Origin of the sequence: Bacillus sp. FSL M8-0277, assembly GCF_037975305.1 — a bacterium.
GTDB classification, from domain to species: domain Bacteria; phylum Bacillota; class Bacilli; order Bacillales; family Bacillaceae; genus Bacillus; species Bacillus pumilus.
In genome coordinates, this window is the sequence record NZ_CP150255.1 from 3,662,192 (window position 1) to 3,685,749 (window position 23,558).

The window sequence follows — 23,558 nt, forward strand, 5'->3', positions numbered from 1 at the left end:
TCAAGGAACTGGTTATCCGCCGAATCGGTCGGTTTGAGAAAGTTTGATTTCTACTGATTTTTTCTTTCCACTTCGGTAAAACTGCACCTTTACTTTGTCGCCGACTTTCTTTTGATATAAATACTTACGAAGGTCTACGATATTCTGTACACTCTTGCCATCAAAGGAGGTGACAACATCCAGCTCTTTGAGCCCCGCTTTTCCTGCTGGAGACAAAGACTCGACACTCATCACGACAACTCCTGATGTGACGTTAGATGGCAGCTTCAACGTTTCCTCCCAGTGATAGCTCGCAATATCTGCTAAAGATTTCATGCCAACACCTAGATACGGACGCTTCACTTCTCCGTAACGTTCTAAATCTTCTATGACAGGGATGACGAGATTCGCCGGGATAGAAAGCCCGATGCCTTCAACCTCTGATTCTGCAATCTTCATTGAGTTGATGCCGATCACTTTTCCGTCCATATTGATCAAGGCTCCACCGCTGTTACCTGGATTGATGGCGGCATCTGTTTGCAGTACCTCCGCATTCCAATCCGCCTGACCGTCTCCATTCGAGTCCACAGGAATCGCACGTTCCGTTCCAGAAATGACACCTTGTGTGACAGAGCCTGCGAATTCAAGCCCTAATGGATTTCCAATGGCGATCACTGGCTCACCGGGTTTCACATGATCTGAATTGCCAAAGGCGGCGGTTTTCTTGATCTTATCACTTTTGACGGTGAGAACTGCTAAATCCATGAGCTGATCGCTTCCGACAAGATTGGCGCCAACTCTTGTCCCATCCTGAAGACTCACTTCAAGCTGGTTGGCACCTTTGATGACGTGGTGATTGGTCACGATATAAAAGGTGTCACCCTTTTTCTTATAAATCACACCTGACCCGCTGCCTGCCTCTCCGCCTTCTTCCCAAAAGCTCGACTTTTGGATATTAATGACGCCTACAACCGTATCCGACATATTAGATACGACTTTTGTGACGGCATCATTGACGTTCACATTGACGGTCTTTAAAGGGCCCTGTGCTGCTTGCCCATCTCCGTTCTGCTGCCACCCAAAGGGACTGCCGCTCTGTCCTGTTACATAGGGGAAAAAGAATCCCATTAAAAAAGCTCCTACCAATACACCGATCAGACCAGATAGGAAATATCCTTTTCTGCTTCGTCTCGGCTTCCACTCTACATCGCGATAATCCACTATGTTTCCTTCCTTTCAGTGAATAGATGATGTATATAGTGTTGGTAAGAAGCTCTTATCTTAATCATACGATTGTAAAAATCATACGGCGCAAAGCGGGGTTGCTTTTTTCGGGTCCGTATCATATAAATCAAAGCCATCCCCGACAACAAAGCCTTTCATTTCAAGCGTCTGCTGGACCGCCATACGGGCTAAATCCTTCATGTTGTTGTCCTGACTCAAATGAGCCAAGTAAATGCGTGAGGTGGCATCTCCAATGACATCTGTCATCGCAAGAGCCGCATCTTCATTTGAAACATGTCCGACATCGCTTAGAATTCTACGCTTAATGCTCCACGGGTATCGGCCCATTTGCAGCATACCGACATCATGATTGCTCTCAAATACAAATGTATTGGCTGATTGAATGATGCCTTTCATACGGTCACTGACATAGCCTGTATCCGTCATTAGAGCAAGTTTGCGCCCGCCATAATGGAACACGTAAAACATGGGCTCGGCCGCATCATGTGAGACGCCAAAGGACTCAACATCGAGACCGCCAAAGGATTGGACGGTTTCCATATCAAAATGGAATTTTTGCTCTGTGTCAATCTTCCCAATATGAGTCTCCATCGCCTTCCATGTTTTCGCATTTGCATAGACAGGGAGCTTGTACTTTCTTGCCATGACACCTAGTCCTTTAATATGATCTGAGTGCTCGTGTGTCACAAAAATGCCGTCCAAGTCTTCAGGCTTGCGGTCGATTTGACCAAGCAGCTCGACCATCTGTTTGCCGCTTAACCCAGCATCCACTAAAAAGGCATGCTCGTCTGTTTCTAAATAAAAAGCGTTCCCCGTACTTCCGCTCGCTAGTACACTGAACTGCAAGCTCATGTTCTCTCACTCCATTGAAGATTTGTCATCTTTCTCTATATGATCAAGTGTAGAGCCATCAATGGCATTGATCAAATATTCTTCCTCTGTCTTTTTCTTTGAACCAGTTGATACGCCTTCAAGCTCGACTCGCCATACAGGCACCATGACCTGCGTGCTTGCACCTGGGTATTGCGTATAGTAGCCCAGCTCTACCTTTTTCACGGTCGTGTTTTGGCTCAGCATGTTTTGCGTATATAAATCCTTCACAGTTTCAAGCGCTGGCACAAGGGTTTCTTTTCTCACTTCATTAATCGATGTCACCATCGACTGCTGATACGATACGACCTCGTTTTTATCATTTAGATCTAGGGTGATTTTTCCGATGGTTTCGGAGTCATCAAGGCCCTCTTGGAAGATGTATTTCCCTTTATACGTTTGGAAAAAGACGATCTTCCCTGTCTCTTCATCAATACTCCACAGCTTATAGTTCTTCCCATCCAGCAAACGCTGGTTCACCAGGTTTGCCGCCGCTGTTTTCATATCTTTTTTCGGCAAGGCCACTGGTTTAGTGAAGGTCATTTCAAGCAGCGTGACAGGATCATCTTTGTCTGTTTTCGGGAATGTGCTTTTCGCCTTTTGATCAGCTAATTCGTCAACATCCTTTTTCGTATATTGCTTCTTTTCAGCTGTAATGCGGTAGCCAATCTTCGCTTCATCTGATAGATTGCCATATTTGATCCCGTCTGCCTTCATTTCTTCCAGCGTATCCGTTTTTTCGATAATCGCAAAATGATCGGTTGATCGTTTTTCAAAGTATTGAAAACCTAGAAAGATATCGAGAACGAGAAAGGCTAGGATAAAGATCGTTTTGGTCTTATTCCACTCCATGATTCTCGCTCCCCTCTGTCAACAAATCATGCGATAGAATCACGGTTTTGCCGTTGTATTTCATGCACCATACTGGCTCCAGCCAGACAAACATCGCTTGATCTTGATCTGATGCGATGGAAGCAGCTTGATAGGCCGGGAAAATTTGTTCAATTTTCTCAAGGTCATCATATTTCGTCTGCTTGACGATTAAGTCTTTCAGCTCTGTCCCATTCATCAGTTTGACCTGCTCACTCTGACTTGCTTTGTTGCCTAGAATATAGTTTGGACGCTTGTAATTCAAGATGTCATCATTCGCCCACTGTACTTCAAGAGAGGTCATCCCAAATGGATGCTTTGTACTGTTAACGATCGGCAGGCCATCCATAAACATATTAAAGGAAAGCTGCTGATTGCTATTGATGCCAAAGTATTGATAGTCATCGGTAAAGCTTCCCGTATCATTGAAATACTTCACACTTCGCTTGATCAAATCTCCCGTTTGGAAAACGGTGCTGCTGTTGATATTGCGATGCTGATATTGGATGCGGTGGTCTTTTTGATTGGCTTCAAGACGGCTTGTGCCATCTGTGTACACCGTCCGATTTAAATTAGACTCCTCACCGACAAGACTCGGGTCCGTAAACAAAGCGTCCTTGAATTTACTTGTCTTAATCGTTTCGATAAAGAACATTTTCGCTTCAAGCTGCTTTTGCTTTCTCGGAAGGAGGAAATCTCGTTTCGAATTCGCTGAGAATGTATAGAGATCATAGTGCGGCATCTCGTTTTGAGCGGCTGCGATACTGTCCATGAGATTTCGATAGTTAGCGGATTCTATTGTCAGCTCAAGCACCGTTTCCTTGCTGTATGAAACCAAATAGACTTTCTTATTGGCCTTGTCCTGCTGGGAGAACGGCACAATCATCCGGTCAAACGAGTTGTATTCAATGGACTTGTTCGGCCATTTAAACAACGCTTGGAAAATATCAATCGGAATTGGGTCATTGAACACAAGATCCAATGTCTTCCCCTGTCCTCCGCTTCCATAGAAGAAATTCTTAAATTTCTGCTCCGAATATTGATCTGACACATCCGAAATCTCTTTCACATCCCAAAGGCTCACATCATTCCAGAAGTTTTGAAAGAGTTCCTTTTGATCCACTTTAAAATGCTCCCCATTTGAATGGATGAACATCTCGCGCGGCTTCACGACATCAATGAGGCTTCTAGGCTCATCGCTTGATATCTTCTTCGTTTCCACGACCTGAGTGCCGGCATCTGCCTGGTCCTGCATGACGGGCTGGAACATCCAGATATTCCACGTAAACACAAGACTGATCGCAATTAGGATTGTCAATATTATGGTTTTAAAGGTCTCACGCTTCATCCCAATCATCCTCTTGTTCTTCATTGTACGGAAGGGTAAAGGTCACCGTTGTTCCTTTTCCTTCAATGCTGTCAGCCCAAATATCTCCGCCATGAGCCTGAACCATTTCTTTTGCAATCGCAAGGCCTAGGCCGGTTCCGCCAAGTTTTCTTGTTCTCGCCTTATCCACTCGATAAAAACGTTCAAAGATTTTATCCATATCCTTCTTCGGAATACCGATCCCTTCATCTTTGACGCTGAATAATACAAGACCATTCTCCTCATCCAAATCAACGGTAAACATGATATGTCCACCCTCTGGCGAGTATTTCATGGCATTGGAAATGATATTATCGAGCACCTGTGTGATTTTATCTTGATCGATTTCCACATATATTTCACGCTGCGGAAGATTGCGGATAAAATCGACATGCTGCTCTTTCGTCATTTCAAAACGATCAATGACCAATGAGATAAACCTGATAAAATTCGTCCACTCACGGTTGAATTGATAATCCTTGCTATCGAACTTAGACAGCTGCAGCAGGTCATTAACAAGACGGATCATACGCTCTGTTTCATTTTGCGTGACACTGAGGAACCTTGGCGCAAGCTCTTTATCACCAATTGCCCCTTCAGCCAGTGCCTCAAGATAGCTTCGCATCGTCGTCAGCGGTGTGCGCAGCTCATGTGATACGTTTGCGACGAATTCACGGCGTTCTGCATCAATTTTCTCCTGCTCTGTGACGTCGTAAATGACCGCAATTAAACCATCAATCTTCCCGTGCTCTTTCTGAATCACTGAGAAATTCACACGCAAAACAGACAGCTGATCTTCGCGTTCGATTTCTATCAGCATGGAATCTTGATTTTCGACTAAATCTTCAAAGGTATGCGTGTCCTCGAGGCCCAGTAAGGACGTAATCGGCATCTCTAGAGCTGTTTCACGTGAAACATTTAACAGCTCTAATGCTGGGCTGTTTAATAGAATAATCGCACCGTTTTGATTCGTTGCGATGACGCCATCCGTCATATAGGCAATGACCGAAGAAAGCTTTTTCCGCTCACCCTCCGTCATCAGCTGCGCTTCCTCCAGCTCTCTCGTCAGATGGTTAAAGGTCGTCGCAAGCTGGCCAATCTCATCATGTCCATACTTTCGAACCTTTCTGGAAAAGTTCCCTTTGGCGAGCTCGATCGCTTGCTTCCTCATATCCGAAATAGGATGAGTAATTGTTCTAAAGATGAAAATTCCAAGTAATGCGGTCGTCCCAAGTGCGATCAGTGTGCCCGTTGCCAAAATGGTGTTAATGGTTCGCATTTGGTTAAACACGCTCTCCATCGAAGACACAACATAAATCACACCGACAGTTTCTTGGTTTTCATTTTTCACGGCTGTCGCAGAAATACGCACCCGTTTATTGGATTCTGGGTCATAGAATTTCTTTTCATAGTCTTTGCCTACTGCGAAAATCCGGCTAATGATTTGATCTGTGATTTTCTTGCCGGCAATCTCCTGACTGCCGTTATTCACAGAGGCAATCACCTCTCTGCTTTCATCGATATAGCTGACTTCAGAAATTTCATTAGACTCATCTTTGTTGTTAAAGTCGTTTAATATCTTTTGAGCATCCTCTTTTAATTCTGCCTTGCTTTTCGATGAATCTTGTTCTAGGTAATACGATAACGAGTAGATTCGCTGATTCAAGGAATTATCATATGAATTAATTAAGGACTGCTCTAGCTGCTTCACAAAGTACACGCCAATGATCTGCATGGCGACAATGATCAGCAGCACGTAAATTAAGGTCAATTTAAAGTGAATCGAGCGAAAAAAACCTACTTTATTCATAAGAATCTTAGTCCTGCTCTGGGTTTCTTAAATAGTAGCCGACGCCTCGTCTTGTCACGATCCAGCTCGGGTGGCTAGGGTTGTCTTCAATTTTCTCACGAAGACGGCGGACGGTGACGTCTACTGTACGGACATCCCCGAAGTAATCGTAGCCCCATACGGTTTGCAGCAAGTGCTCACGTGTCATAACCTGTCCGATATGTTTCGCTAAGTAATGAAGCAATTCGAACTCACGGTGCGTCAATTCAATCGTTTCCTCGCGCTTAGACACCACATACGCATCTGGATAAATGACAAGTGATCCAATTTCAATATCATTTGATTCAGATTCTTCCTCTGTCTGCGGCGTAGCAATTTGTCTTCTCAAATTCGCTTTCACACGGGCAAGCAGTTCGCGCGTGCTAAATGGCTTCGTCACATAATCATCTGCGCCAAGCTCAAGACCGATGACTTTATCAATTTCAGAGTCTTTTGCTGTCAGCATGATAATCGGCATGTCATATTTCTTTCTCACTTCACGGCATACCTCAACGCCATCTTTGTTCGGTAGCATAATGTCGAGCAGAATAATGTCCGGTTTGATTTCTTCTACCATTTCAAGGGCTTCATTGCCGTCATATGCACAATGAACCTCATAGCCCTCTTTTCTTAAGTTAAACTCCAATATATCAGCAATCGGTTTTTCATCATCTACGACAAGAATCTTTTTTTCCATTGTGATTTCCTCCTGCATTTTTAGCATCTATGTCATTCCATTTTTGCATGTCTCATCAGACCTTTTTCATTTGAGCAAAAAAGGTTCACTGTCTATTATAACGTTTTACGTGGCAAAGATAAAAATAATAACGGCTTTCTTTTCTAGCAATCGTTGGATAGGAAGACGATACTCAAAAAAATGATGGTTTTTTTCCTTTTTTATTGAAACTTTTCCAGTCACTGATCGTCTATATAGATGTAACGTCTTCTTCTTATGGAGCCGGGCCCTACCTAGGTCCGGCTTCTCCCTTTTTATGCCTTCTTTTCATAAAATAAAAACGCACCTGCGATTGCAGATGCGTTTGGAAGTGGCTCGGGACGGAATCGAACCGCCGACACACGGATTTTCAGTCCGTTGCTCTACCAACTGAGCTACCGAGCCATCATCAAAAAGATGAATAAGTATAAATGGCGGTCCGGACGGGACTCGAACCCGCGACCTCCTGCGTGACAGGCAGGCATTCTAACCAACTGAACTACCGGACCTCAGTAACTTGCCTGAAAAAGCAATCGTGGTGCTCTTCCAAGCAAGTGAGGAAAAATTAGCTTAACGCTAAAGTAAATCAATGACCCGTACGGGATTCGAACCCGTGTTACCGCCGTGAAAGGGCGGTGTCTTAACCGCTTGACCAACGGGCCAATACATGGTGAGCCATGAAGGACTCGAACCTTCGACCCTCTGATTAAAAGTCAGATGCTCTACCAACTGAGCTAATGGCTCTCGGTTTGTGAAAAGTAATTCTGAAGAAGTTGTATTGCGTCAAACCAATCGCTTTAAAAAAGCTGGAACATCGCATCCTAACAAGTTTCAGAGACCTTTGCAACAACGAGATTTATAATATCATAGAGTAATTACATATGGCAATACGTTTTTCGACATTTTTTTAAAAAAAGTGTCGGATTTGAAATCTCCTGCCAAATCCCTTCTACTTGCAACCGCCTTCATTTTTGCTGCCTCTTTTCATGATCACTACCTATTCAAGCACATAGAAACGTTTTAGACCTCCCGGAATTGGTTATACATGAAACAAGTGACATTGTGATTGAAAAAGGAGGAAGCAGTATGAGTTCATTCAAATTAGGAGATAAAATGCCCAATTTTTCACTTCCAACCATTCAGGGCGAACATATTGATTTTCACAAACATTTAGAGGAGCATCAAAGCTGGCACCTCATCGTCTTCTTTAGAGGCTCATGGTGCCCAGTATGTGTAGAAGAATTGAAAGAGCTCGAACAGCAGCAGTCATACTTTCAAGACAAGGATATCCACTTAATGGCGATTTCAACGGATCATTCTGATGACTTGAAGGAATTTGCCGATAAAGAAGGACTATCCTTCCCAATCATGTCTGACAAGGACCTCACTTCATTAAAAGCATATGAAGTCCACTATCACGGAGAAGATGCTCCTTATGAAGATCACGGAGTGCACGGGGAACCTGCCTATTTCTTATTAAACGAAAAGGGCCAAGTCCTCTATCAGCAAAGACAAACAAGTCCGTTTGGCAGACCGCATGCCAACGAACTGCGCAAAATCATTCAGTACATCCGCAAAAACTTAAAAGGCCAATATAAAAGCGTGAAATAAGAAAGAAGCCCTCATGACGAGGGCTTCTTTTATCAATTCCTTTTATGATATATCCAGTCTGCGACGAAAAACACAAGAAGACCCGACATGAGAATCACAAAAGTGACGGGTGGTTTATCATCTTGGAAATAAGAGTACAGCGAATGTCCTCCTAATGCGAGAAGATAAAAGATAAATGCCGGCCCAGCTGCTTTATGTGCATTCGCTTGTTCTTTTTTCGTACTTTTTTTGAAAAACATTGTAACGATTCCCCTTTATGCTGCTTTCTTCTTCGTCACCCGGCGAAGTGCCTGCGAACGAATATATTCCATTGGACCAATTCTCCAAACCTTTAGACAACATGCTGATATGGCGATTTGCAGAAGAGAAATGAGCAGCCATGCCAATACGATAAGAGGGGCGTTGATTTGCCCGCCAAGACCCAATCCCCAGCTATAAAAAAGAACCGAGCAGATGACATTTTGCAGGATGTAACAGCTGAGTGCCATTTTCCCTACATATTCAAACCAATTCCACATGAACCATGACTCCGTGTGAGCTAGGAGCTTCGCAATGACAGCGATATAGAAAAGAGAGAGGAATGGCGAAAACGCATAGCGCACAACGAATTCCACTAGTTCGTTCGGAACGAAGACAAGTGCATTCAGCGGCAAACCCACCCACAGACCGATTCGGAATAATCTTTTCCGTAGAGATTGCCCGCGTTCGTTTGCATAAAAAACACCGGCTCTCATCATCCGCACACCTAATAAAAACAGAAATGTGTTCATTGGAATGATAAAGATCGCTTCCCCCCGGTACATGAAAAAGTGTTGTAATCGTTCTTGAACCTGTGAGATCCATGTGTCTGGTAGCTGCTCTTCCAGCGCCGGTTCACTGCTTTGATCATACGATGCTGTTTCCATTTCAGAGAGGGCGAACACCATCAGACAGGACAGAACAAGCAGATGAATGACCCCAGAGAAGAGCATGCCTCTTTTGATACGCTTGCTCCCTCCTCGCACAATAAATGCCACAAGCAAACCGGTGACAGCGTAACTCATGAGCACATCATATTCCATCACAAGTGCAAAATGGACAAAGCCTTCGATAAATAAAAATAAAAGAATCCATAAATATGTACCCGGCCAAGGCGTGTTTTTTCTTTTGGCCTGCTGGTATTTGAGTTCTAGCCCTACACCGAACATGATAGTAAGCAGCGAGAGCATTTTCCCATAGACGAACATGGAAACAAGGCTTTCTAGAAAACTGCCATTCTCATATTCATCTGCAATCTGATCTGTCGCAAAGGTATCCCCTGCATAGGCAAAAAACCAGACGTTCGTTCCCAATGTGCCTAATATGGCGAAACCTCTTAAAATATCTAATAATCTTATTCTTTCTTTCACTAGAACGCTCCTTCCCCCTATACAGTTATCATATTTTGGTAATGATCGGAAGCTTGTTCTACTGAAATTAAGAAATTTTTAAACAAAAAGACACCAGTAAAATGTGCAATTTTACTGGTGTCTGATCAGTCTATGATTATGGACGGTACACGCTGCGGACAACGTTCGTTTGGGATCGATCTGGTCCGACTGAGAAAATGGAAAGTGGAATACCTGTTAATTGTGAAATACGCTCTAAATAATGACGGGCATTTTCAGGCAGTTCGCTTAAATTCTTCACGCCTGTAATATCCTCTGTCCATCCTGGCATTTCTTCGTAGACAGGCTCACATTTCGCTAATTCTTTTAGACTTGCTGGGAATTCTTCTGTAATTTCTCCGTTCAATTTATAAGCGACACAGATTTTCAATGTTTCAATCCCTGTCAATACATCAATTGAGTTAAGAGATAGATCTGTAATCCCGCTCACACGGCGAGCATGTCGGACAACAACACTGTCAAACCAGCCAACACGTCGCGGGCGTCCAGTTGTTGTACCGTATTCACGGCCAACCTCACGGATTTGATCGCCAATGTCATCATGGAGTTCTGTCGGGAATGGGCCATCTCCAACACGTGTTGTGTACGCTTTTGACACGCCGACCACATGTTGAATTTTCGTTGGTCCTACACCAGAACCAATCGTCACTCCTCCAGCCACTGGATTAGATGACGTAACAAATGGATATGTCCCTTGATCGATATCAAGCATCACACCTTGTGCTCCTTCAAATAGCACGCGGCGGCCTTCATCTAGTGCGTCATTCAAGACAACAGATGTGTCCACGACATATTTTTTCACTTGCTGACCATATTCATAATACTCGTCTAAAATATCTTCAATCTTGAAGCCTTCTGCGTCGTACATTTTCTCTAAAAGACGATTTTTCTCTTCTAGATTACGTGCAAGCTTCTCTTCAAATACTTCACGATCTAATAGATCTGCGACACGGATACCGATACGAGCTGCTTTGTCCATATAAGCTGGTCCGATTCCTTTTTTCGTCGTACCGATCTTGTTAGCCCCTTTCCGCTCTTCTTCTACCTCGTCCAATTTTAAATGGTAAGGCAAAATCACATGGGCTCTATTGCTGATTCTGAGGTTATCTGTACTCACATTCCGTTCGTGAAGATACGCAAGCTCAGTGACCAACGCTTTAGGATCAACCACCATTCCATTACCGATGACACAAGTTTTTTCTTTATAAAAAATACCGGACGGAATGAGGTGTAGCTTGTAAGTCACTCCATCAAATTTGATCGTGTGACCTGCATTGTTTCCCCCTTGATAACGGGCAATCACCTCTGCATTTTCTGAAAGGAAATCGGTAATTTTCCCTTTCCCTTCGTCACCCCACTGCGTACCTACTACGACTACTGAAGACATATCGTGCACCTCCGTTAACCTTTCAAAACGTTATCTCTTTCAAACACATTTATTTTATCAATGCAAAACGAAAAAGTCAACGCGAAATCCGAACATTAATATCTCGAAATCAAATTTTGTTCGTTTTAAATATGAGAAAAAGCGCTTTAATCACTTCTTCAGCGCTTAAAAAGGGAGATTTTGAGTAAAAACAACAATTTTGATTATTCTTACTTTCTATTGATTTTCAATTAAATGAATCATAGAGCTTGCCATAAAATCAGGTGAGTACGGTCTCCCTGTCCTCAGCCACCATTCAGCTGTTCCAACGTAAGCCGAAATGACGAATTGCTTCTGCATGTCGATAGGAACGAGATGCGGATCAGGCTTTGAGCCCGCAACCCCCTTTACCCCCAAAGAAAAGCTTTCTTCAAAAAAAGCACGAACCGTTCCATGAATATTGAGCTCTCGTCCTCGCTTCAAGAGAATTTGATACTCCTCTTCGTGTTCTTGCAAATGCTGATAAAATCGAAAAATATACACATATGCCGCATGCTCTTTTTCCAAATTACCTTCTTGTACAGGCCCAAAAATGGCACATTTCATCACATCAAACATCTCATCCATCACCTGCTGGGCAAGATCAAATTTATCCTCATAATGCTGATAAAAGGTCGTGCGGTGGATGCCCGCCACTTTCGTCAAATCCTGTACAGAAATCTTCCCCCATTCTTTCTCGCTTAATAACTGAAATAATGCTTTTCTTAATTGCTGCTTTGATTCCGTTGCGCGCTTATCCCCTCTGTAGCAGTCCGCCACAAGCCGCTCTCCCCTTCCTATTTTCTTCAACAGATTTCGCTTTTCTGTTGGTTGAATCCTCCAGGCTGATGAATTAACTTTAATCTAACACAATGAAAAAAAGGAAGCATCTGACAACCTATAAGGAGTGATGATCATGGAAACAACAACCCCAAGTGCCGTGCAAAAAACGTTATTAAGAGGAAAAAACAAGCAGGACCCGTATCACCCATTTGATTGGTATGCCAACATGCGCCAGACATCACCTGTTCATTTTGACGAAACTAGCCGAACGTGGAGTGTATTCACCTACGAGGAAGCAAAGCGTGTGACAATCGATAAAGATACCTTTTCGAGTCAGCCTCCTAAAAACCAGCGGAAGCATTCACTGATGAAAACAATGGTGATGATGGACCCTCCCAATCACACTCGTATCCGCTCCATTGTCAGCAAAGCCTTTACCCCTCGAGTCATGAAATTGTGGGAGCCTCGTATTCATGAATTAATGGATGAACTCATGGCACAACTTGAAGAAAAAAAAGAGATTGACCTAGTGCAAGACATTTCTTATCCGCTTCCTGTCATTGTCATTGCAGAGCTTTTAGGTGTGCCATCAGAGCATAAACAATCTTTTAAAGAATGGTCAGATATTCTCGTCAGCATGCCTAAAAGTGAAAATGAGGAGGATGTAGCTGAATGGCAGAAAACACGTGACAAAGGAGAAGCTGACATGATGGCGTTTTTTGCAGACACCATTGAAAAGAAACGTCACAATCTCGGTGATGATTTGATTTCCCTCATCATTCAAGCGGAGGAGAATGGAGAAAAACTGTCAGCGGATGAACTAATACCATTCTGTAATCTTCTCCTTTTAGCCGGCAACGAAACAACCACCAACTTGATCTCCAATATGATTTTCAGCTTGTTAGAACAGCCGGGTGCCTATGAAGCGCTCGCCCAATCACCTGAACTCATCCCACGCGCGGTGGAGGAGGCCGTCCGTTTTCGTGCACCAGCTCCTACGATCGTCCGTTATGTCACAAAAGATACAGAGCTTGGAGGAGAAGTGTTGAAGAAGGGAGACAATGTGATTGTGTTTCTTGCTTCCGCCAACCGAGATGAGCGTCAATTTTCAAACGCACACGAATACGATATACACCGCCACCCTAATCCTCATATTGGTTTCGGGCACGGCATCCATTTCTGCCTTGGCGCACCACTCGCACGTCTTGAAGCATGTACAGCTATAAAGACTTTAATCGAACGATATGAGGCGTTAGAGCTCCTTTCTTACGTTCCGATGACAAGCAGCAGCATGTATGGACTGAAAGAACTGAAACTGCGCGTCACGCCTCGTTCATAACAGAAAAGACTCCCGGGCATGGGAGTCTTTTTTTAAACGGGGGTGATTCCATCTGTGTTCATGAGCACAATGCGATACCCATCTGGGTCTTCAATGGTTGCTCCTCCCCGTTCCCAATATGGATTTGTAGAGGTGACTTGCCGTCCGCCAAATGAGATCAACCTCTCTTTCATTTGCTGAAATTCCTCAGCATTTGGAATATAGAACACAAGAAGCTGTTCTGGATGCGGGGAGGGCAGACTTTCTTCTTCTTCATGCTTCGTGATTTCTAAATGAACATGCTGATGAGGAAGTCCCAGCATGACGCCGTCATATCCTTCATGCTGATCAAACGAGCCTATTCGTTTGAGCCCTAAGCCTTCTTCATAAAAGGACACAACCTCTTCCATGTTGACGGTTGGGCGTGCGATGCGTAATTGAGCGGCTTCGAACTGTTGAAATTTCATCAGTCATCACTCCTTTTCTCCTTTTAGTATACGATTTCTCTGTCTTTCTCTCCTCCTCATTTCGACCGTTTTTCAATCATTCTTTCGATGTAGATCCATCAAAAAAAGCCCAGCTTCTTGAGCTGGGCTTTAAGCACCGGGCGGAACACCCGCATCGTCAAATCTTCTTTCCAGGTTGACGAATTTGTTATATTCTTTGACGAACGCCAGTGATACTGTACCAACTGGACCGTTACGTTGTTTAGCAATAATGATTTCAATAATGTTCTTATTCTCTGATTCTTTGTCGTAGTAATCATCACGATAAAGGAATGCCACGATATCGGCATCCTGCTCAATACTTCCTGATTCACGAATATCAGACATCATCGGACGTTTGTCCTGACGCTGCTCTACTCCACGTGAAAGCTGAGACAAGGCAATAACTGGAACTTCAAGCTCCCTTGCCAGTGATTTTAATGCCCTAGAGATTTCAGAAACCTCTTGCTGACGGTTATCGCTTGATCGTCCGCTCCCTTGAATGAGCTGTAAGTAGTCAATCAGGATCATGCCAAGACCGTTTTCTTGCTTCAAGCGGCGGCATTTCGAACGAATTTCACTTACTCTGATTCCAGGCGTATCATCTATGAAAATCCCACTATTTGATAGCGAGCCCATCGCCATTGTCAGCTTGCCCCAGTCCTCTTCTGTCAGATTACCGGTTCTTAGGTTCTGTGCATTGATATTCCCCTCTGCACAAAGCATACGCATGACGAGCTGCTCAGCCCCCATCTCTAAACTAAAGATGGCGACACTTTCGTCCGTTTTGGTCGCAACATTTTGTGCGATGTTCAATGCGAAGGCTGTTTTCCCTACTGATGGACGAGCCGCTACAATAATTAAGTCATTTCGCTGGAATCCAGCTGTCATCCGGTCAAGCTCGGAGAAACCTGTTGGAATCCCTGTGATATCGCCTTTTCGGTTATGAAGCTGTTCAATATTATCATATGTCTGAACAAGCACGTCCTTAATGTTTTGGAAGGCTCCTGAGTTTTTACGCTGCGCCACTTCCATAATGGTCTTTTCAGCATCACTCAACAGATCCTCTACTTCATCCTCACGCGTGTACCCATCCTGTGCAATGGTTGTCGCCGTGCGGATCAGACGTCTTAAAATTGATTTCTCTTCTACAATTTTTGCATAGTATTCAATGTTTGCGGCAGTTGGGACAGAATTCGCAATATCGGTTAAATACGAAATCCCGCCTACCTCTTCTAGTAAATCTGTATTGGCCAGTTCAGAAGTCACCGTAACAAGATCGACCGGTTCCCCTCTATCACCAAGTACAAGCATCGCATTGTAAATCTTTTGATGCGACATTCTATAGAAATCCTCTGGAATTAATACCTCAGAAGCGAGCGTGAGCGCAGATGGTTCTAAAAAAACAGCACCTAATACGGCCTGCTCGGCTTCTATATTTTGCGGCGGCAGCCGGTCATCGAGAAGTTCCGTCATGCCAAGCACCGTCCTTTCATAAAAAAATACGCTACTCATCATTTTAACATTTTCATCAATAAAAAAGTGAAAAACATCGACTATAGTCAAAATTACCATGAGGATGTTTCGCTGAACAGCCAACCAACGCATCTCAATAGAAAAGACCCTGTAACATCAATTGTTATAGAGTCCTTCATTGCCGCTAATGGGATTTGTATCTGTTACCGTTCACATGTTGTTAATCGATCGTTTTCTTCACTCCATAATTTTCTTTTTGCCCAATGTCATGTAAAGACCCGTTTTGATAACCAATTGATAACACCAAATCGGGAATAGAATCAAACCCGTTTTTCGCTAGATCAAACAGCTGTGCTCCGTAATGTGAAGCGGCAATTCGTGCATGTTCTGCTGTGTATGGGTTTTTCAGGAGATCTTCTTTGTATATATCAAAAATATTCGTCCCTTTATCCGTTACAAATTGACCATTTACAATGCTTAAATCCTTTAAATTGTAGCCTGTGACCGTTTTGATTTGATTCACAAGATGGAACTTTGCAAGAGAATCAGGCGTGAATTGAGTAGAATCATCATTTCTACTTTTCATAATATGGAAAAACAATTCTCTTGTATTGTTGCTTGTATTTAATAGGTCTTCTATTTGTTTGGTCAGCGATTCATCTGTTGATCCACTCACCACTAATTTGAAATGATTTGGGTCAATGGTAAAAGTTAAATTTGTGTTTTTAGGAATGGTTATACCGTTTTTAGAGAATAAATCTTGCAATTGTTCGTTGACCTTTTGTCGATTGAATATTTTCTTTTCTACGCTTTCTTGGGTGGGATCGTACCGTTTTTCGTTACGGAAGATGGCGTCATTAAAGTCATATTGCCCTCCTTTTCCAGAATTAGCCCAGCCAATCTCCATCGTATATGCAGCTTCTCTTTCTACTTTAGTTAGATCACTCCTGAAATAAGGAGAGCGTGGATTTCGATACTTATCGTGTATATGACCATGGGGATTTTCGAAACGTTTATTTTGTTCATTTATTTTTTCGTATTTTTCATCTAATATTTTCATTCGTCTATCAGCTTCGGTCATTACATCATTTGTACTTTTGATAGCTGATTGACCCTTATAGTCTATTCGGTTCTGATTGTTTGAAGCACCTGCCATGTATGACGTATTAATATTCATTTTGATTCTCCTTTTTAAAAAAATTAGTGATTATTAAATATATCGGCAATTCAGTTAAAATTTGTTAGTTTCGGTCCGATATAGTAATTATTACAAGGAGGGTTAAAATATGACAAATACTATCTTCAAACGTTTTTTATTACCTGCATTGGTATTAGTGCTTGTTACTAGTTTTTTTGCGCCTAATTCAGCAGAAGCAGCAATTACGGGGAATAACAGTCCTAACACAGCAAGCTCAATGGGATATTGGAAATATAGTCGTCCAGATACGACAATCTTACCTGAAGGTGAAAATGAAGCGTATTATCAGTTCACGATCAATAAGGGTGAAAGGGTTTATGTGCGAAGTTCATATGATAAGCAATATACGGGGATGAAAATCGAGGTGTATAATTCGAAGAGTTCTAAGCCAGGATCAAGAGTAATTAATCCCGATTCAGTAACACCCTTTATATTCGCAAATACTGGTGACGTTACTTCTACTTCAGAAACTTATTTTGTAAAAGTGACCCGTGGTACATATACGGGGAATATGTATTTTACTGTCTCCATTCAAGATCGCATCAAATCTGGAAATGGAACATTCAATTTTACGGGAGCCGCTACCAACATGGGGAACACTTCTTTGAATTTTTTAGGAGTTGATTCTTCTATCATTACAATGGATTTAACGAGCAATTCTTCTATCCCTATAAATGCAATCGTTAAATCAATTTCAACAACGAGTACACAATCGCCTAACCAAGGAAATGTTACTCACAAGCTGATGGCTGATGAAAACAAGATTTGGAACGAATCCATTTTTTCATCTGCAACAAGTGGTTCTTACCGTATTTCTCTTGAAGATCAATTAAAAGTCGCGCAAAAATGGAGCTTTAAGTACAACGCAAAGGCTACAGCGAGATCTACTATGAGCAATGTCAAAGCCGATATCCGTTACGAATATGATGTCACAGATGGATTCTAATTGAATGGTGTTTACAGAATTAAAAAGTAAGGGTACATCCCTTACTTTTTTTAATTGTTATCATTCGCCACTCTTAAAAAAGCTGTGCATACTATTGAATCAGTTTTGAGATATGAGATCACCTACTTTTCGCAAAATCCTCCTCAATGTCCCTAAAAATACAAATGAGTCTATAGACTTATTTTTCCTCAAAATCATTTCAAGAAGAAAAGCCCATATTTATTCCTGTATCAAACAGAAGAAAATGGTAAAAATTCCGAGGCAGTCAAGGTCTTTTGACATTTCTCCTATTTTTAAATGACAAGGTCCGATATTCTCTATTTCAAATCATTTGTTAGTGAGTTAGTCCTTTATTTTCTGAATATTATAATAAAAAAATCAAGTACACAACTTGATGAACATTTGACTTCATAATTGATAACCATTATCATTTGTTTTGCTTGCGGATAGTTGAGAATCATTTTCATTTGTAGAAGCCATTCTTCAAGTACTACACTCATCCAATAGCTACAAGCCTGCTTTTATCATCGTATGAGAGTCGAATTTGAGGAAGGAGATTTGTCACATATGTCCAAACGCCCTGAAGGAATGGGTACTGAGGATTCTTTTTTCGGAGAAAGCCGTCCTTTTTTTATACCCGGGACGGAGCAACTAGATATCACAGCACACCCATACAGACTTTTTATATTTAAACCGAATACTACTCCTCCAGCGGCTGGTTTTCCAGTCATGTACGTGCTTGATGGGAATTCACTTTTTGGCACAATGGTCGAAGCCATTCGTTTACAGTCAAGAAGACCTGAAAAAACAGGTGTTGTACCTGCCATCATTGTTGGAATTGGCTATCAGACAGAAGCGCCCTATCATCCGCTCAGGCATTATGATCTCACTCTTACCAGCCCTGACGCTTCCATCGGGGGCAAAAGAAAAGACTTCTCCATCCATACATATGGTGGGGCCTCTGCTTTCTTTTCTTTTTTAGAAAAGACTGTGAAGCCTTATATCGAGCAACGCTTTCCGATCAACCTAAGTCGTCAAACACTGTTTGGGCATTCTCTTGGCGGTCTTTTTGTATTACACACACTATTTGAGCACCCTGATGCTTATCAGACATATATTGCAGGCAGTCCTTCTATCCACTGGAACAAAAATTTATTTCTAGAAAAAGAACACCAATTCACCAACCGCATACGTCAGGTGCCTATGAATGTCAGGCTGCTTGTAGGTGTAGGTGAGTTAGAAAAACATCATCCATGTCAAATGAATGCTCATGCAAAGTCACTAGCAAATCGTATGCAGCCTTTATCCTCATATGGCTTACATACGGCCTATCACGAGTTCCCTGAAGAAGGACATACGTCCGTTTTACCGGTGCTGATGAATTACGCTTTTCGTTTTGCGCTCTATCATGATGATCTTTTAACAACCACAGACATGAAAGAAAGGTAGTGAACGTATGAAACATAGTAGTCTATCTCAAAAGATTGCCCTTGTCACAGGCGCAGGGCAAGGTATCGGACAAGCAGTCGCAAAAAGACTAGCCGACGAAGGTGCGATCATTGCAGCAGTTGACGCAAATGAGGATCAGCTTCAAAGCACCGTCCATCAAATGAATGATGAAGGCTTAAGTGCCTTTGCCTATCCAGGTGACATTACCGATCAAGCATCTGTTCAGCACATTATCAATCAAATTGAAAAACAGCTTGGACCCATTTATTTACTAGTCAATGTAGCAGGCATTCTTCGAATCAGTTCTATTGACCAGCTTAGTGCAGATGACTGGCAACAAACCTTCGCAGTCAACACACATGGTGTCTTTTATGTATCACAAGCTGTCTCCAAATACATGATGAAAAGATCAGCAGGGGTCATTGTGACCGTCAGCTCTAACGCAGGTGCCATTCCTAGAATGAATATGGCTGCCTATGCCGCTTCAAAGGCAGCAGCTACTTCCTTTACAAAAACGCTTGGATTAGAGCTGGCAGACTATGGAATCAGATGCAATGTTGTCTCTCCTGGCTCTACCGCAACACCTATGCAATGGGCTTTATGGTCTGATGAACAAGGCGCAGACCATGTGATCAAAGGGTCATTAGAGACGTATAAAACCGGTATTCCTTTACAAAAAATCGCTGATCCTCAAAACATCGCTGATGCAGTCATCTTCTTTGCATCTGAACAATCCAGTCATATTACGATGCAGAATCTCACGATTGATGGTGGCGCAACACTCGGAATCTAGCATTTCATCAAAAAGGAGGCCTTTTCATGAAACATTCATTATTGCCGTCAGAAGAAAAAGTACAGTTGATTCAAGACTATCAGCCAGGCGCTTTTTTCCTTGCTTCCCCTAAACGTACAATACTTGCAGAAGGGATTTTCCAGCATATTGAAACCAATCAGCTCAATGAACTCTCCACAAGGGTAGCGCACGTATTTGACACTGCCAAACAAGCTGGTATTCAATCACCAATTATTGCTGGTGCTGTTCCGTTTGATCCGGCGCAACCCGTTCGTTTAAATGTGCCAATCCATGTACAGTTTAGTGATCCACTCGAATTTCATCAAGGTGATGAGGAATCGGAAGTGACATCGCCATCCTATGAGGTGACACCTGTCCCTTCTCCTGAAGTCTACATGAATGGTGTGAACGAAGGGTTAGCTAAAATTGAAAAAGGAGAGCTTAGCAAAATCGTCATTTCTCGATCTCTCCATCTCAAATCAAATCAAGACATTCATACGAAAGCAATACTCGAACGGCTGGCTCGTCACAATACGACTGGCTATACGTTTGCTGCAAATGTAGCTGATCCGAAATCTCCCCAAAAGCGCACACTTCTTGGGGCAAGTCCTGAGCTGCTTCTTTCAAAAATGGGCTCATCTGTGATTTCCAATCCACTCGCTGGTTCTCGGCCGCGTAGTTCAGATCCAGTAGAAGACCAGCGCCGTCACGATGAACTCCTTACTTCAGCGAAGGATTTACACGAGCATGCAGTGGTTGTCGACGCTGTCACTAAAGCGCTTGCTCCTTACTGTCGTAAGTTAGATGTGCCTGTATCACCATCCGTCATACAAACAGAAACGATGTGGCATTTATCTACTGTCGTAAAAGGTGAATTAGCAGATTCCAGTGTATCCTCAATTGATTTAGCGCTGAGCCTTCATCCAACACCCGCAGTATGCGGAACACCTACAGCAGATGCACGTGAAGCAATCCAAGCAATTGAACCCTTCGATCGAGGATTTTTCACAGGAATGATCGGCTGGGCAGATGCAAATGGTGATGGTGATTGGATTGTCACCATTCGTTGTGCAGAAGCTGAGGGTCAATCCCTTCGCCTCTTTGCTGGTGCAGGAGTGGTCAAAGGATCTAAGGCAGAAGAAGAGCTAGCCGAAACATCTGCAAAATTTAACACGATGCTTCGTGCGATGGGCATCCATCAGCTATAAAAATACATAGGAGATGACAAAAACATGTTTGTTCAACCACCTACATGGCCAGAAGAATTTGCAAAACGCTACCGTGAAAACGGCTGTTGGCGTGGAGAAACCTTTGGCGGTATGCTTCGTGAACGCGCCGTATCGTTAAGGAATAAAACTGCGATTACATACGCTGATACGCACATGAGCTACCAAGAACTTGATGAGCGCGTCAGCAGTCTTGCCGCCGGTTTCCATCAGCTTGGAATTCAAAAGGGCAGTCGAGTTGTCGTGCAGCTTCCTAACATTCCTGCTTTTTTTGAAGTCATTTTCGCTTTATTTCGAATCGGTGCTTTACCCGTCTTCTCACTGCCATCTCATAGAAGCAGCGAAATCACTTATTTTATTGAGTTTGCCGAAGCAGACGCATATGTCATACCAGATATCCATGATGGCTTTGATTATCGATCACTCGCACGTCAAGTGAAAGAAAAGCTTCCCTCATTACCTCATGTCATTGTTGCAGGGAAGGCTGAGGAATTCCTTGACTTGGATGATCTGCGCAAGGACCCAGCACTTGATCCTCAAATTCATGTAGAGGCAAGTGATATTGCATTTCTTCAGTTATCAGGAGGTAGCACAGGCCTTTCTAAGCTCATACCTCGTACACATGATGACTATATGTATAGTCTTTGGAAAAGCAATGAGGTGTGCGAGCTCACAAAAGATAGTGTGTATTTAGCTACACTTCCAGTTGCGCACAACTATCCATTAAGCTCGCCTGGAGTCCTTGGGACGTTATACGCAGGTGGAAGAGTCGTTCTTGCACCGGGATCAAGTCCTGATGTCGTCTTTCCACTCATTGAAAAAGAACGGGCAACAATTACCGCAGTCGTTCCGCCTATTGCATTGATCTGGCTAGAAGCCGCTCCACATCGATCAGATGACTTATCGAGTCTTGAGGTTTTACAAGTCGGTGGTGCTAAATTAAGCGCCGAGGCAGCAAAACGAGTGATGCCTGCCCTTGGGTGTAAGTTACAGCAAGTTTTTGGCATGGCAGAAGGTCTGGTCAACTATACCAGATTGAATGATCCTGAACATGTCATTATTCACACACAAGGACGCCCGATGTCTGAATATGATGAGGTACTAGTGGTAGATGAGGAGGACAAGCCCGTCCCGAATGAAGTGGCTGGACACCTTTTAACAAGAGGACCTTATACGATTCGCGGCTACTATAAAGCCGATGAACAAAACAAGAAAGCATTTACAGCCGATGGCTTTTACAGAACAGGTGACATCGTGCGATTAACAAAAGAAGGCAATGTGGTAGTAGAAGGCAGAGACAAGGATCAAATCAATCGTGGCGGCGAAAAGGTTGCCGCTGAAGAAGTTGAAAATCATTTACTTGCGCATCCTGACATTCATGATGCCGCCATGGTGTCCATGCCAGATCCGTTTCTTGGCGAACGCTCATGTGCCTTTGTTATTGCGAAAGGAAACAACAAGCCAGCACCACACGCCTTAAAGTCATTTCTAAGAGAACGCGGGCTCGCTGCCTATAAAATTCCCGACCGCATTGAATGGATCGATGCGTTCCCACAAACAGGTGTAGGCAAAGTCAGTAAAAAAGCATTAAGAGAATTAGCTTCAATCCATACTGCCAACGTATAAAAAAAGAGGAGTGAAAACCATGGCAATCCCTACTATTCCTGCGTATCCAATGCCAAGCATACAAGATTTACCCGAAAATAAAGTGAACTGGATCCCTGATCCGAAACGTGCTGTCCTGCTAATACATGACATGCAGCAATATTTTTTAAATGCATTTCAACAAGATACATCACCGATCACAGAGTTAGTGCAGCATATTGAACAATTACGTGATACATGCAAAGAACTTGGCATTCCTGTCGTCTATACAGCTCAACCTGGTGACCAAGACCCGAAGGATCGGGCCTTATTAACAGATTTTTGGGGGCCTGGACTTGGTGATGATGAAGCATTGACAAAAATCATTGATCAGCTTGCTCCATCTGAAGCAGATACAATGCTGACAAAATGGCGTTATAGCGCATTCAAAAAATCCAATTTTTTAGATATTCTTCACGAAGGCGGGCGTGATCAACTGATCATTACTGGCGTATATGCACATATTGGCTGTATGCTGACAGCCGCAGAAGCATTCATGCTCGATATTGAAACCTTTTTTGTCGCCGATGCCGTCGCTGACTTTTCACTTAAGCATCACAAAATGGCAATGACCTATGCAGCTGAACGCTGTGCGGTGACCACAACGACAAGCCAAATCATTAGTCGTTTAACAGGACAGGAAGCAGACGGTGATGATCTATCCTTTGATGCTATCGTTCACCAAGTAGCTGAGTATATCCAAATCGAGCCGAATGAAATACCGTTTGACGAGAATCTCGTCTATCTTGGACTTGATTCTATTCGAATGATGAGTCTAGCGGAAAAATGGAGACAGCAAGGAGCGACAGTCAATTTCGTTGAGCTTGCAGCTAATCCAACGCTCACGTCTTGGCGAGCTCTTCTTTTCCCAGAAAAACAGCCATCTATCCCAAATATCGATTACTTGTAAAGGAGGTATAGACC

21 protein-coding genes and 4 tRNA genes are annotated in these 23,558 nt (G+C 43.0%); 8 read left to right on the plus strand and 17 right to left on the minus strand.

From position 1 onward, the window contains the following. Positions 1 to 12: 12 nt before the first annotated feature. The 10 genes from MKZ05_RS18555 to MKZ05_RS18600 form a co-directional block, all read right to left on the minus strand. Positions 13 to 1,200, minus strand: coding sequence for a S1C family serine protease (locus MKZ05_RS18555; RefSeq protein ID WP_253621963.1), 1,188 nt, complete (start codon positions 1,198 to 1,200; stop codon positions 13 to 15). A gap of 81 nt (positions 1,201 to 1,281) precedes the next feature. Continuing rightward, entirely contained in the window at positions 1,282 to 2,076 is a 795-nt protein-coding gene (locus MKZ05_RS18560; RefSeq protein WP_044139071.1) for an MBL fold metallo-hydrolase, read from the minus strand. 6 nt (positions 2,077 to 2,082) lie between these two features. Next, positions 2,083 to 2,946, minus strand: a complete 864-nt coding sequence (gene yycI / locus MKZ05_RS18565) for a two-component system regulatory protein YycI (RefSeq protein WP_137054108.1) — start codon at positions 2,944 to 2,946, stop codon at positions 2,083 to 2,085. After that, a complete protein-coding gene (gene yycH, locus MKZ05_RS18570) occupies positions 2,933 to 4,312 on the minus strand; it encodes a two-component system activity regulator YycH (RefSeq protein ID WP_253621962.1) in 1,380 nt (459 codons plus the stop codon). The genes yycI and yycH overlap by 14 nt, the downstream gene beginning before the upstream one ends. Continuing rightward, complete coding sequence (gene walK, locus MKZ05_RS18575; RefSeq protein ID WP_137054106.1) at positions 4,302 to 6,140, minus strand: cell wall metabolism sensor histidine kinase WalK; 1,839 nt, start codon at positions 6,138 to 6,140, stop codon at positions 4,302 to 4,304. The genes yycH and walK overlap by 11 nt, the downstream gene beginning before the upstream one ends. Before the next feature lie 7 nt (positions 6,141 to 6,147). Beyond that, positions 6,148 to 6,855 (minus strand): response regulator YycF, encoded by a 708-nt coding sequence (gene yycF / locus MKZ05_RS18580; protein ID WP_003215017.1) that lies wholly within the window; start codon positions 6,853 to 6,855, stop codon positions 6,148 to 6,150. Between the two features lie 350 nt (positions 6,856 to 7,205). Further along, positions 7,206 to 7,278: transfer RNA gene (locus MKZ05_RS18585), tRNA-Phe, on the minus strand. Between the two features lie 27 nt (positions 7,279 to 7,305). Beyond that, positions 7,306 to 7,382 (minus strand) — tRNA-Asp (locus tag MKZ05_RS18590). Positions 7,383 to 7,463: 81 nt separating this feature from the next. After that, a tRNA-Glu gene (locus MKZ05_RS18595) sits at positions 7,464 to 7,535 on the minus strand. 6 nt (positions 7,536 to 7,541) lie between these two features. Next, positions 7,542 to 7,617: transfer RNA gene (locus MKZ05_RS18600), tRNA-Lys, on the minus strand. Positions 7,618 to 7,959: 342 nt separating this feature from the next. Between MKZ05_RS18600 and MKZ05_RS18605 the strand changes: the two genes are divergently transcribed. Further along, complete coding sequence (locus MKZ05_RS18605; protein ID WP_012011881.1) at positions 7,960 to 8,484, plus strand: peroxiredoxin family protein; 525 nt, start codon at positions 7,960 to 7,962, stop codon at positions 8,482 to 8,484. A gap of 32 nt (positions 8,485 to 8,516) precedes the next feature. On the opposite strand, the gene MKZ05_RS18610 is transcribed toward MKZ05_RS18605, so the two are convergent. From MKZ05_RS18610 to MKZ05_RS18625, 4 genes are all read right to left on the minus strand, one after another. Then, positions 8,517 to 8,723, minus strand: a complete 207-nt coding sequence (locus MKZ05_RS18610; RefSeq protein WP_253621961.1) for a hypothetical protein — start codon at positions 8,721 to 8,723, stop codon at positions 8,517 to 8,519. A gap of 15 nt (positions 8,724 to 8,738) precedes the next feature. Next, positions 8,739 to 9,872 (minus strand): DUF418 domain-containing protein, encoded by a 1,134-nt coding sequence (locus MKZ05_RS18615; protein ID WP_253621960.1) that lies wholly within the window; start codon positions 9,870 to 9,872, stop codon positions 8,739 to 8,741. Between the two features lie 136 nt (positions 9,873 to 10,008). Continuing rightward, positions 10,009 to 11,298 carry an adenylosuccinate synthase gene (locus MKZ05_RS18620; protein ID WP_212046520.1) on the minus strand — a complete coding sequence of 430 codons (1,290 nt, stop codon included), beginning with the start codon at positions 11,296 to 11,298 and terminating at the stop codon, positions 10,009 to 10,011. Between the two features lie 216 nt (positions 11,299 to 11,514). Then, complete coding sequence (locus tag MKZ05_RS18625; RefSeq protein ID WP_226804532.1) at positions 11,515 to 12,126, minus strand: TetR/AcrR family transcriptional regulator; 612 nt, start codon at positions 12,124 to 12,126, stop codon at positions 11,515 to 11,517. Between the two features lie 106 nt (positions 12,127 to 12,232). Between MKZ05_RS18625 and MKZ05_RS18630 the strand changes: the two genes are divergently transcribed. Continuing rightward, positions 12,233 to 13,438, plus strand: coding sequence for a cytochrome P450 (locus tag MKZ05_RS18630; RefSeq protein ID WP_253621958.1), 1,206 nt, complete (start codon positions 12,233 to 12,235; stop codon positions 13,436 to 13,438). A 32-nt stretch (positions 13,439 to 13,470) separates the two neighbouring features. On the opposite strand, the gene MKZ05_RS18635 is transcribed toward MKZ05_RS18630, so the two are convergent. From MKZ05_RS18635 to MKZ05_RS18645, 3 genes are all read right to left on the minus strand, one after another. After that, on the minus strand, positions 13,471 to 13,884 hold the full coding sequence (locus MKZ05_RS18635; RefSeq protein ID WP_003214623.1) for a VOC family protein: 414 nt from the start codon (positions 13,882 to 13,884) through the stop codon (positions 13,471 to 13,473). A 129-nt stretch (positions 13,885 to 14,013) separates the two neighbouring features. Beyond that, positions 14,014 to 15,378: a replicative DNA helicase gene (gene dnaB, locus MKZ05_RS18640; RefSeq protein WP_003214779.1), complete on the minus strand. Its 1,365-nt coding sequence runs from the start codon at positions 15,376 to 15,378 to the stop codon at positions 14,014 to 14,016. Between the two features lie 220 nt (positions 15,379 to 15,598). Continuing rightward, positions 15,599 to 16,555 (minus strand): DUF4885 family protein, encoded by a 957-nt coding sequence (locus MKZ05_RS18645; protein ID WP_050944654.1) that lies wholly within the window; start codon positions 16,553 to 16,555, stop codon positions 15,599 to 15,601. A gap of 109 nt (positions 16,556 to 16,664) precedes the next feature. On the opposite strand from MKZ05_RS18645, the gene MKZ05_RS18650 reads away from it, so the two are divergent. The 6 genes from MKZ05_RS18650 to MKZ05_RS18675 all read left to right on the plus strand — a co-directional run bounded on the left by MKZ05_RS18650 (position 16,665) and on the right by MKZ05_RS18675 (position 23,544). After that, on the plus strand, positions 16,665 to 17,522 hold the full coding sequence (locus MKZ05_RS18650; protein ID WP_251190555.1) for a hypothetical protein: 858 nt from the start codon (positions 16,665 to 16,667) through the stop codon (positions 17,520 to 17,522). A gap of 567 nt (positions 17,523 to 18,089) precedes the next feature. Further along, a complete protein-coding gene (locus MKZ05_RS18655; RefSeq protein WP_253621957.1) occupies positions 18,090 to 18,971 on the plus strand; it encodes an alpha/beta hydrolase-fold protein in 882 nt (293 codons plus the stop codon). 7 nt (positions 18,972 to 18,978) lie between these two features. Beyond that, complete coding sequence (locus tag MKZ05_RS18660; protein ID WP_253621956.1) at positions 18,979 to 19,764, plus strand: 2,3-dihydro-2,3-dihydroxybenzoate dehydrogenase; 786 nt, start codon at positions 18,979 to 18,981, stop codon at positions 19,762 to 19,764. Positions 19,765 to 19,790: 26 nt separating this feature from the next. Continuing rightward, positions 19,791 to 20,972, plus strand: a complete 1,182-nt coding sequence (gene dhbC / locus MKZ05_RS18665) for an isochorismate synthase DhbC (protein WP_137054101.1) — start codon at positions 19,791 to 19,793, stop codon at positions 20,970 to 20,972. 24 nt (positions 20,973 to 20,996) lie between these two features. Further along, complete coding sequence (locus MKZ05_RS18670) at positions 20,997 to 22,616, plus strand: (2,3-dihydroxybenzoyl)adenylate synthase (RefSeq protein WP_137054100.1); 1,620 nt, start codon at positions 20,997 to 20,999, stop codon at positions 22,614 to 22,616. Between the two features lie 19 nt (positions 22,617 to 22,635). Then, the gene (locus tag MKZ05_RS18675) at positions 22,636 to 23,544 is read left to right on the plus strand and encodes an isochorismatase family protein (protein ID WP_113387537.1); all 909 of its coding nucleotides are present in this window, start codon (positions 22,636 to 22,638) and stop codon (positions 23,542 to 23,544) included. The last annotated feature ends 14 nt before the right edge of the window (positions 23,545 to 23,558 follow it).

What these genes read in the sequence shown, in the direction of transcription:
- MKZ05_RS18675 (WP_113387537.1), top strand. Translation starts at nt 22,636, where the DNA reads ATGGCAATCCCTACTATTCCTGCGTATCCAATGCCAAGCATACAAGAT.
- MKZ05_RS18635 (WP_003214623.1), bottom strand. Translation starts at nt 13,884, where the DNA reads ATGAAATTTCAACAGTTCGAAGCCGCTCAATTACGCATCGCACGCCCA.
- yycI (WP_137054108.1), bottom strand. Translation starts at nt 2,946, where the DNA reads ATGGAGTGGAATAAGACCAAAACGATCTTTATCCTAGCCTTTCTCGTT.
- yycH (WP_253621962.1), bottom strand. Translation starts at nt 4,312, where the DNA reads ATGAAGCGTGAGACCTTTAAAACCATAATATTGACAATCCTAATTGCG.
- MKZ05_RS18560 (WP_044139071.1), bottom strand. Translation starts at nt 2,076, where the DNA reads ATGAGCTTGCAGTTCAGTGTACTAGCGAGCGGAAGTACGGGGAACGCT.
- MKZ05_RS18620 (WP_212046520.1), bottom strand. Translation starts at nt 11,298, where the DNA reads ATGTCTTCAGTAGTCGTAGTAGGTACGCAGTGGGGTGACGAAGGGAAA.
- MKZ05_RS18605 (WP_012011881.1), top strand. Translation starts at nt 7,960, where the DNA reads ATGAGTTCATTCAAATTAGGAGATAAAATGCCCAATTTTTCACTTCCA.
- dhbC (WP_137054101.1), top strand. Translation starts at nt 19,791, where the DNA reads ATGAAACATTCATTATTGCCGTCAGAAGAAAAAGTACAGTTGATTCAA.
- MKZ05_RS18655 (WP_253621957.1), top strand. Translation starts at nt 18,090, where the DNA reads ATGTCCAAACGCCCTGAAGGAATGGGTACTGAGGATTCTTTTTTCGGA.
- yycF (WP_003215017.1), bottom strand. Translation starts at nt 6,855, where the DNA reads ATGGAAAAAAAGATTCTTGTCGTAGATGATGAAAAACCGATTGCTGAT.
- MKZ05_RS18610 (WP_253621961.1), bottom strand. Translation starts at nt 8,723, where the DNA reads ATGTTTTTCAAAAAAAGTACGAAAAAAGAACAAGCGAATGCACATAAA.
- MKZ05_RS18670 (WP_137054100.1), top strand. Translation starts at nt 20,997, where the DNA reads ATGTTTGTTCAACCACCTACATGGCCAGAAGAATTTGCAAAACGCTAC.
- MKZ05_RS18630 (WP_253621958.1), top strand. Translation starts at nt 12,233, where the DNA reads ATGGAAACAACAACCCCAAGTGCCGTGCAAAAAACGTTATTAAGAGGA.
- dnaB (WP_003214779.1), bottom strand. Translation starts at nt 15,378, where the DNA reads ATGACGGAACTTCTCGATGACCGGCTGCCGCCGCAAAATATAGAAGCC.
- MKZ05_RS18660 (WP_253621956.1), top strand. Translation starts at nt 18,979, where the DNA reads ATGAAACATAGTAGTCTATCTCAAAAGATTGCCCTTGTCACAGGCGCA.
- MKZ05_RS18645 (WP_050944654.1), bottom strand. Translation starts at nt 16,555, where the DNA reads ATGAATATTAATACGTCATACATGGCAGGTGCTTCAAACAATCAGAAC.
- walK (WP_137054106.1), bottom strand. Translation starts at nt 6,140, where the DNA reads ATGAATAAAGTAGGTTTTTTTCGCTCGATTCACTTTAAATTGACCTTA.
- MKZ05_RS18650 (WP_251190555.1), top strand. Translation starts at nt 16,665, where the DNA reads ATGACAAATACTATCTTCAAACGTTTTTTATTACCTGCATTGGTATTA.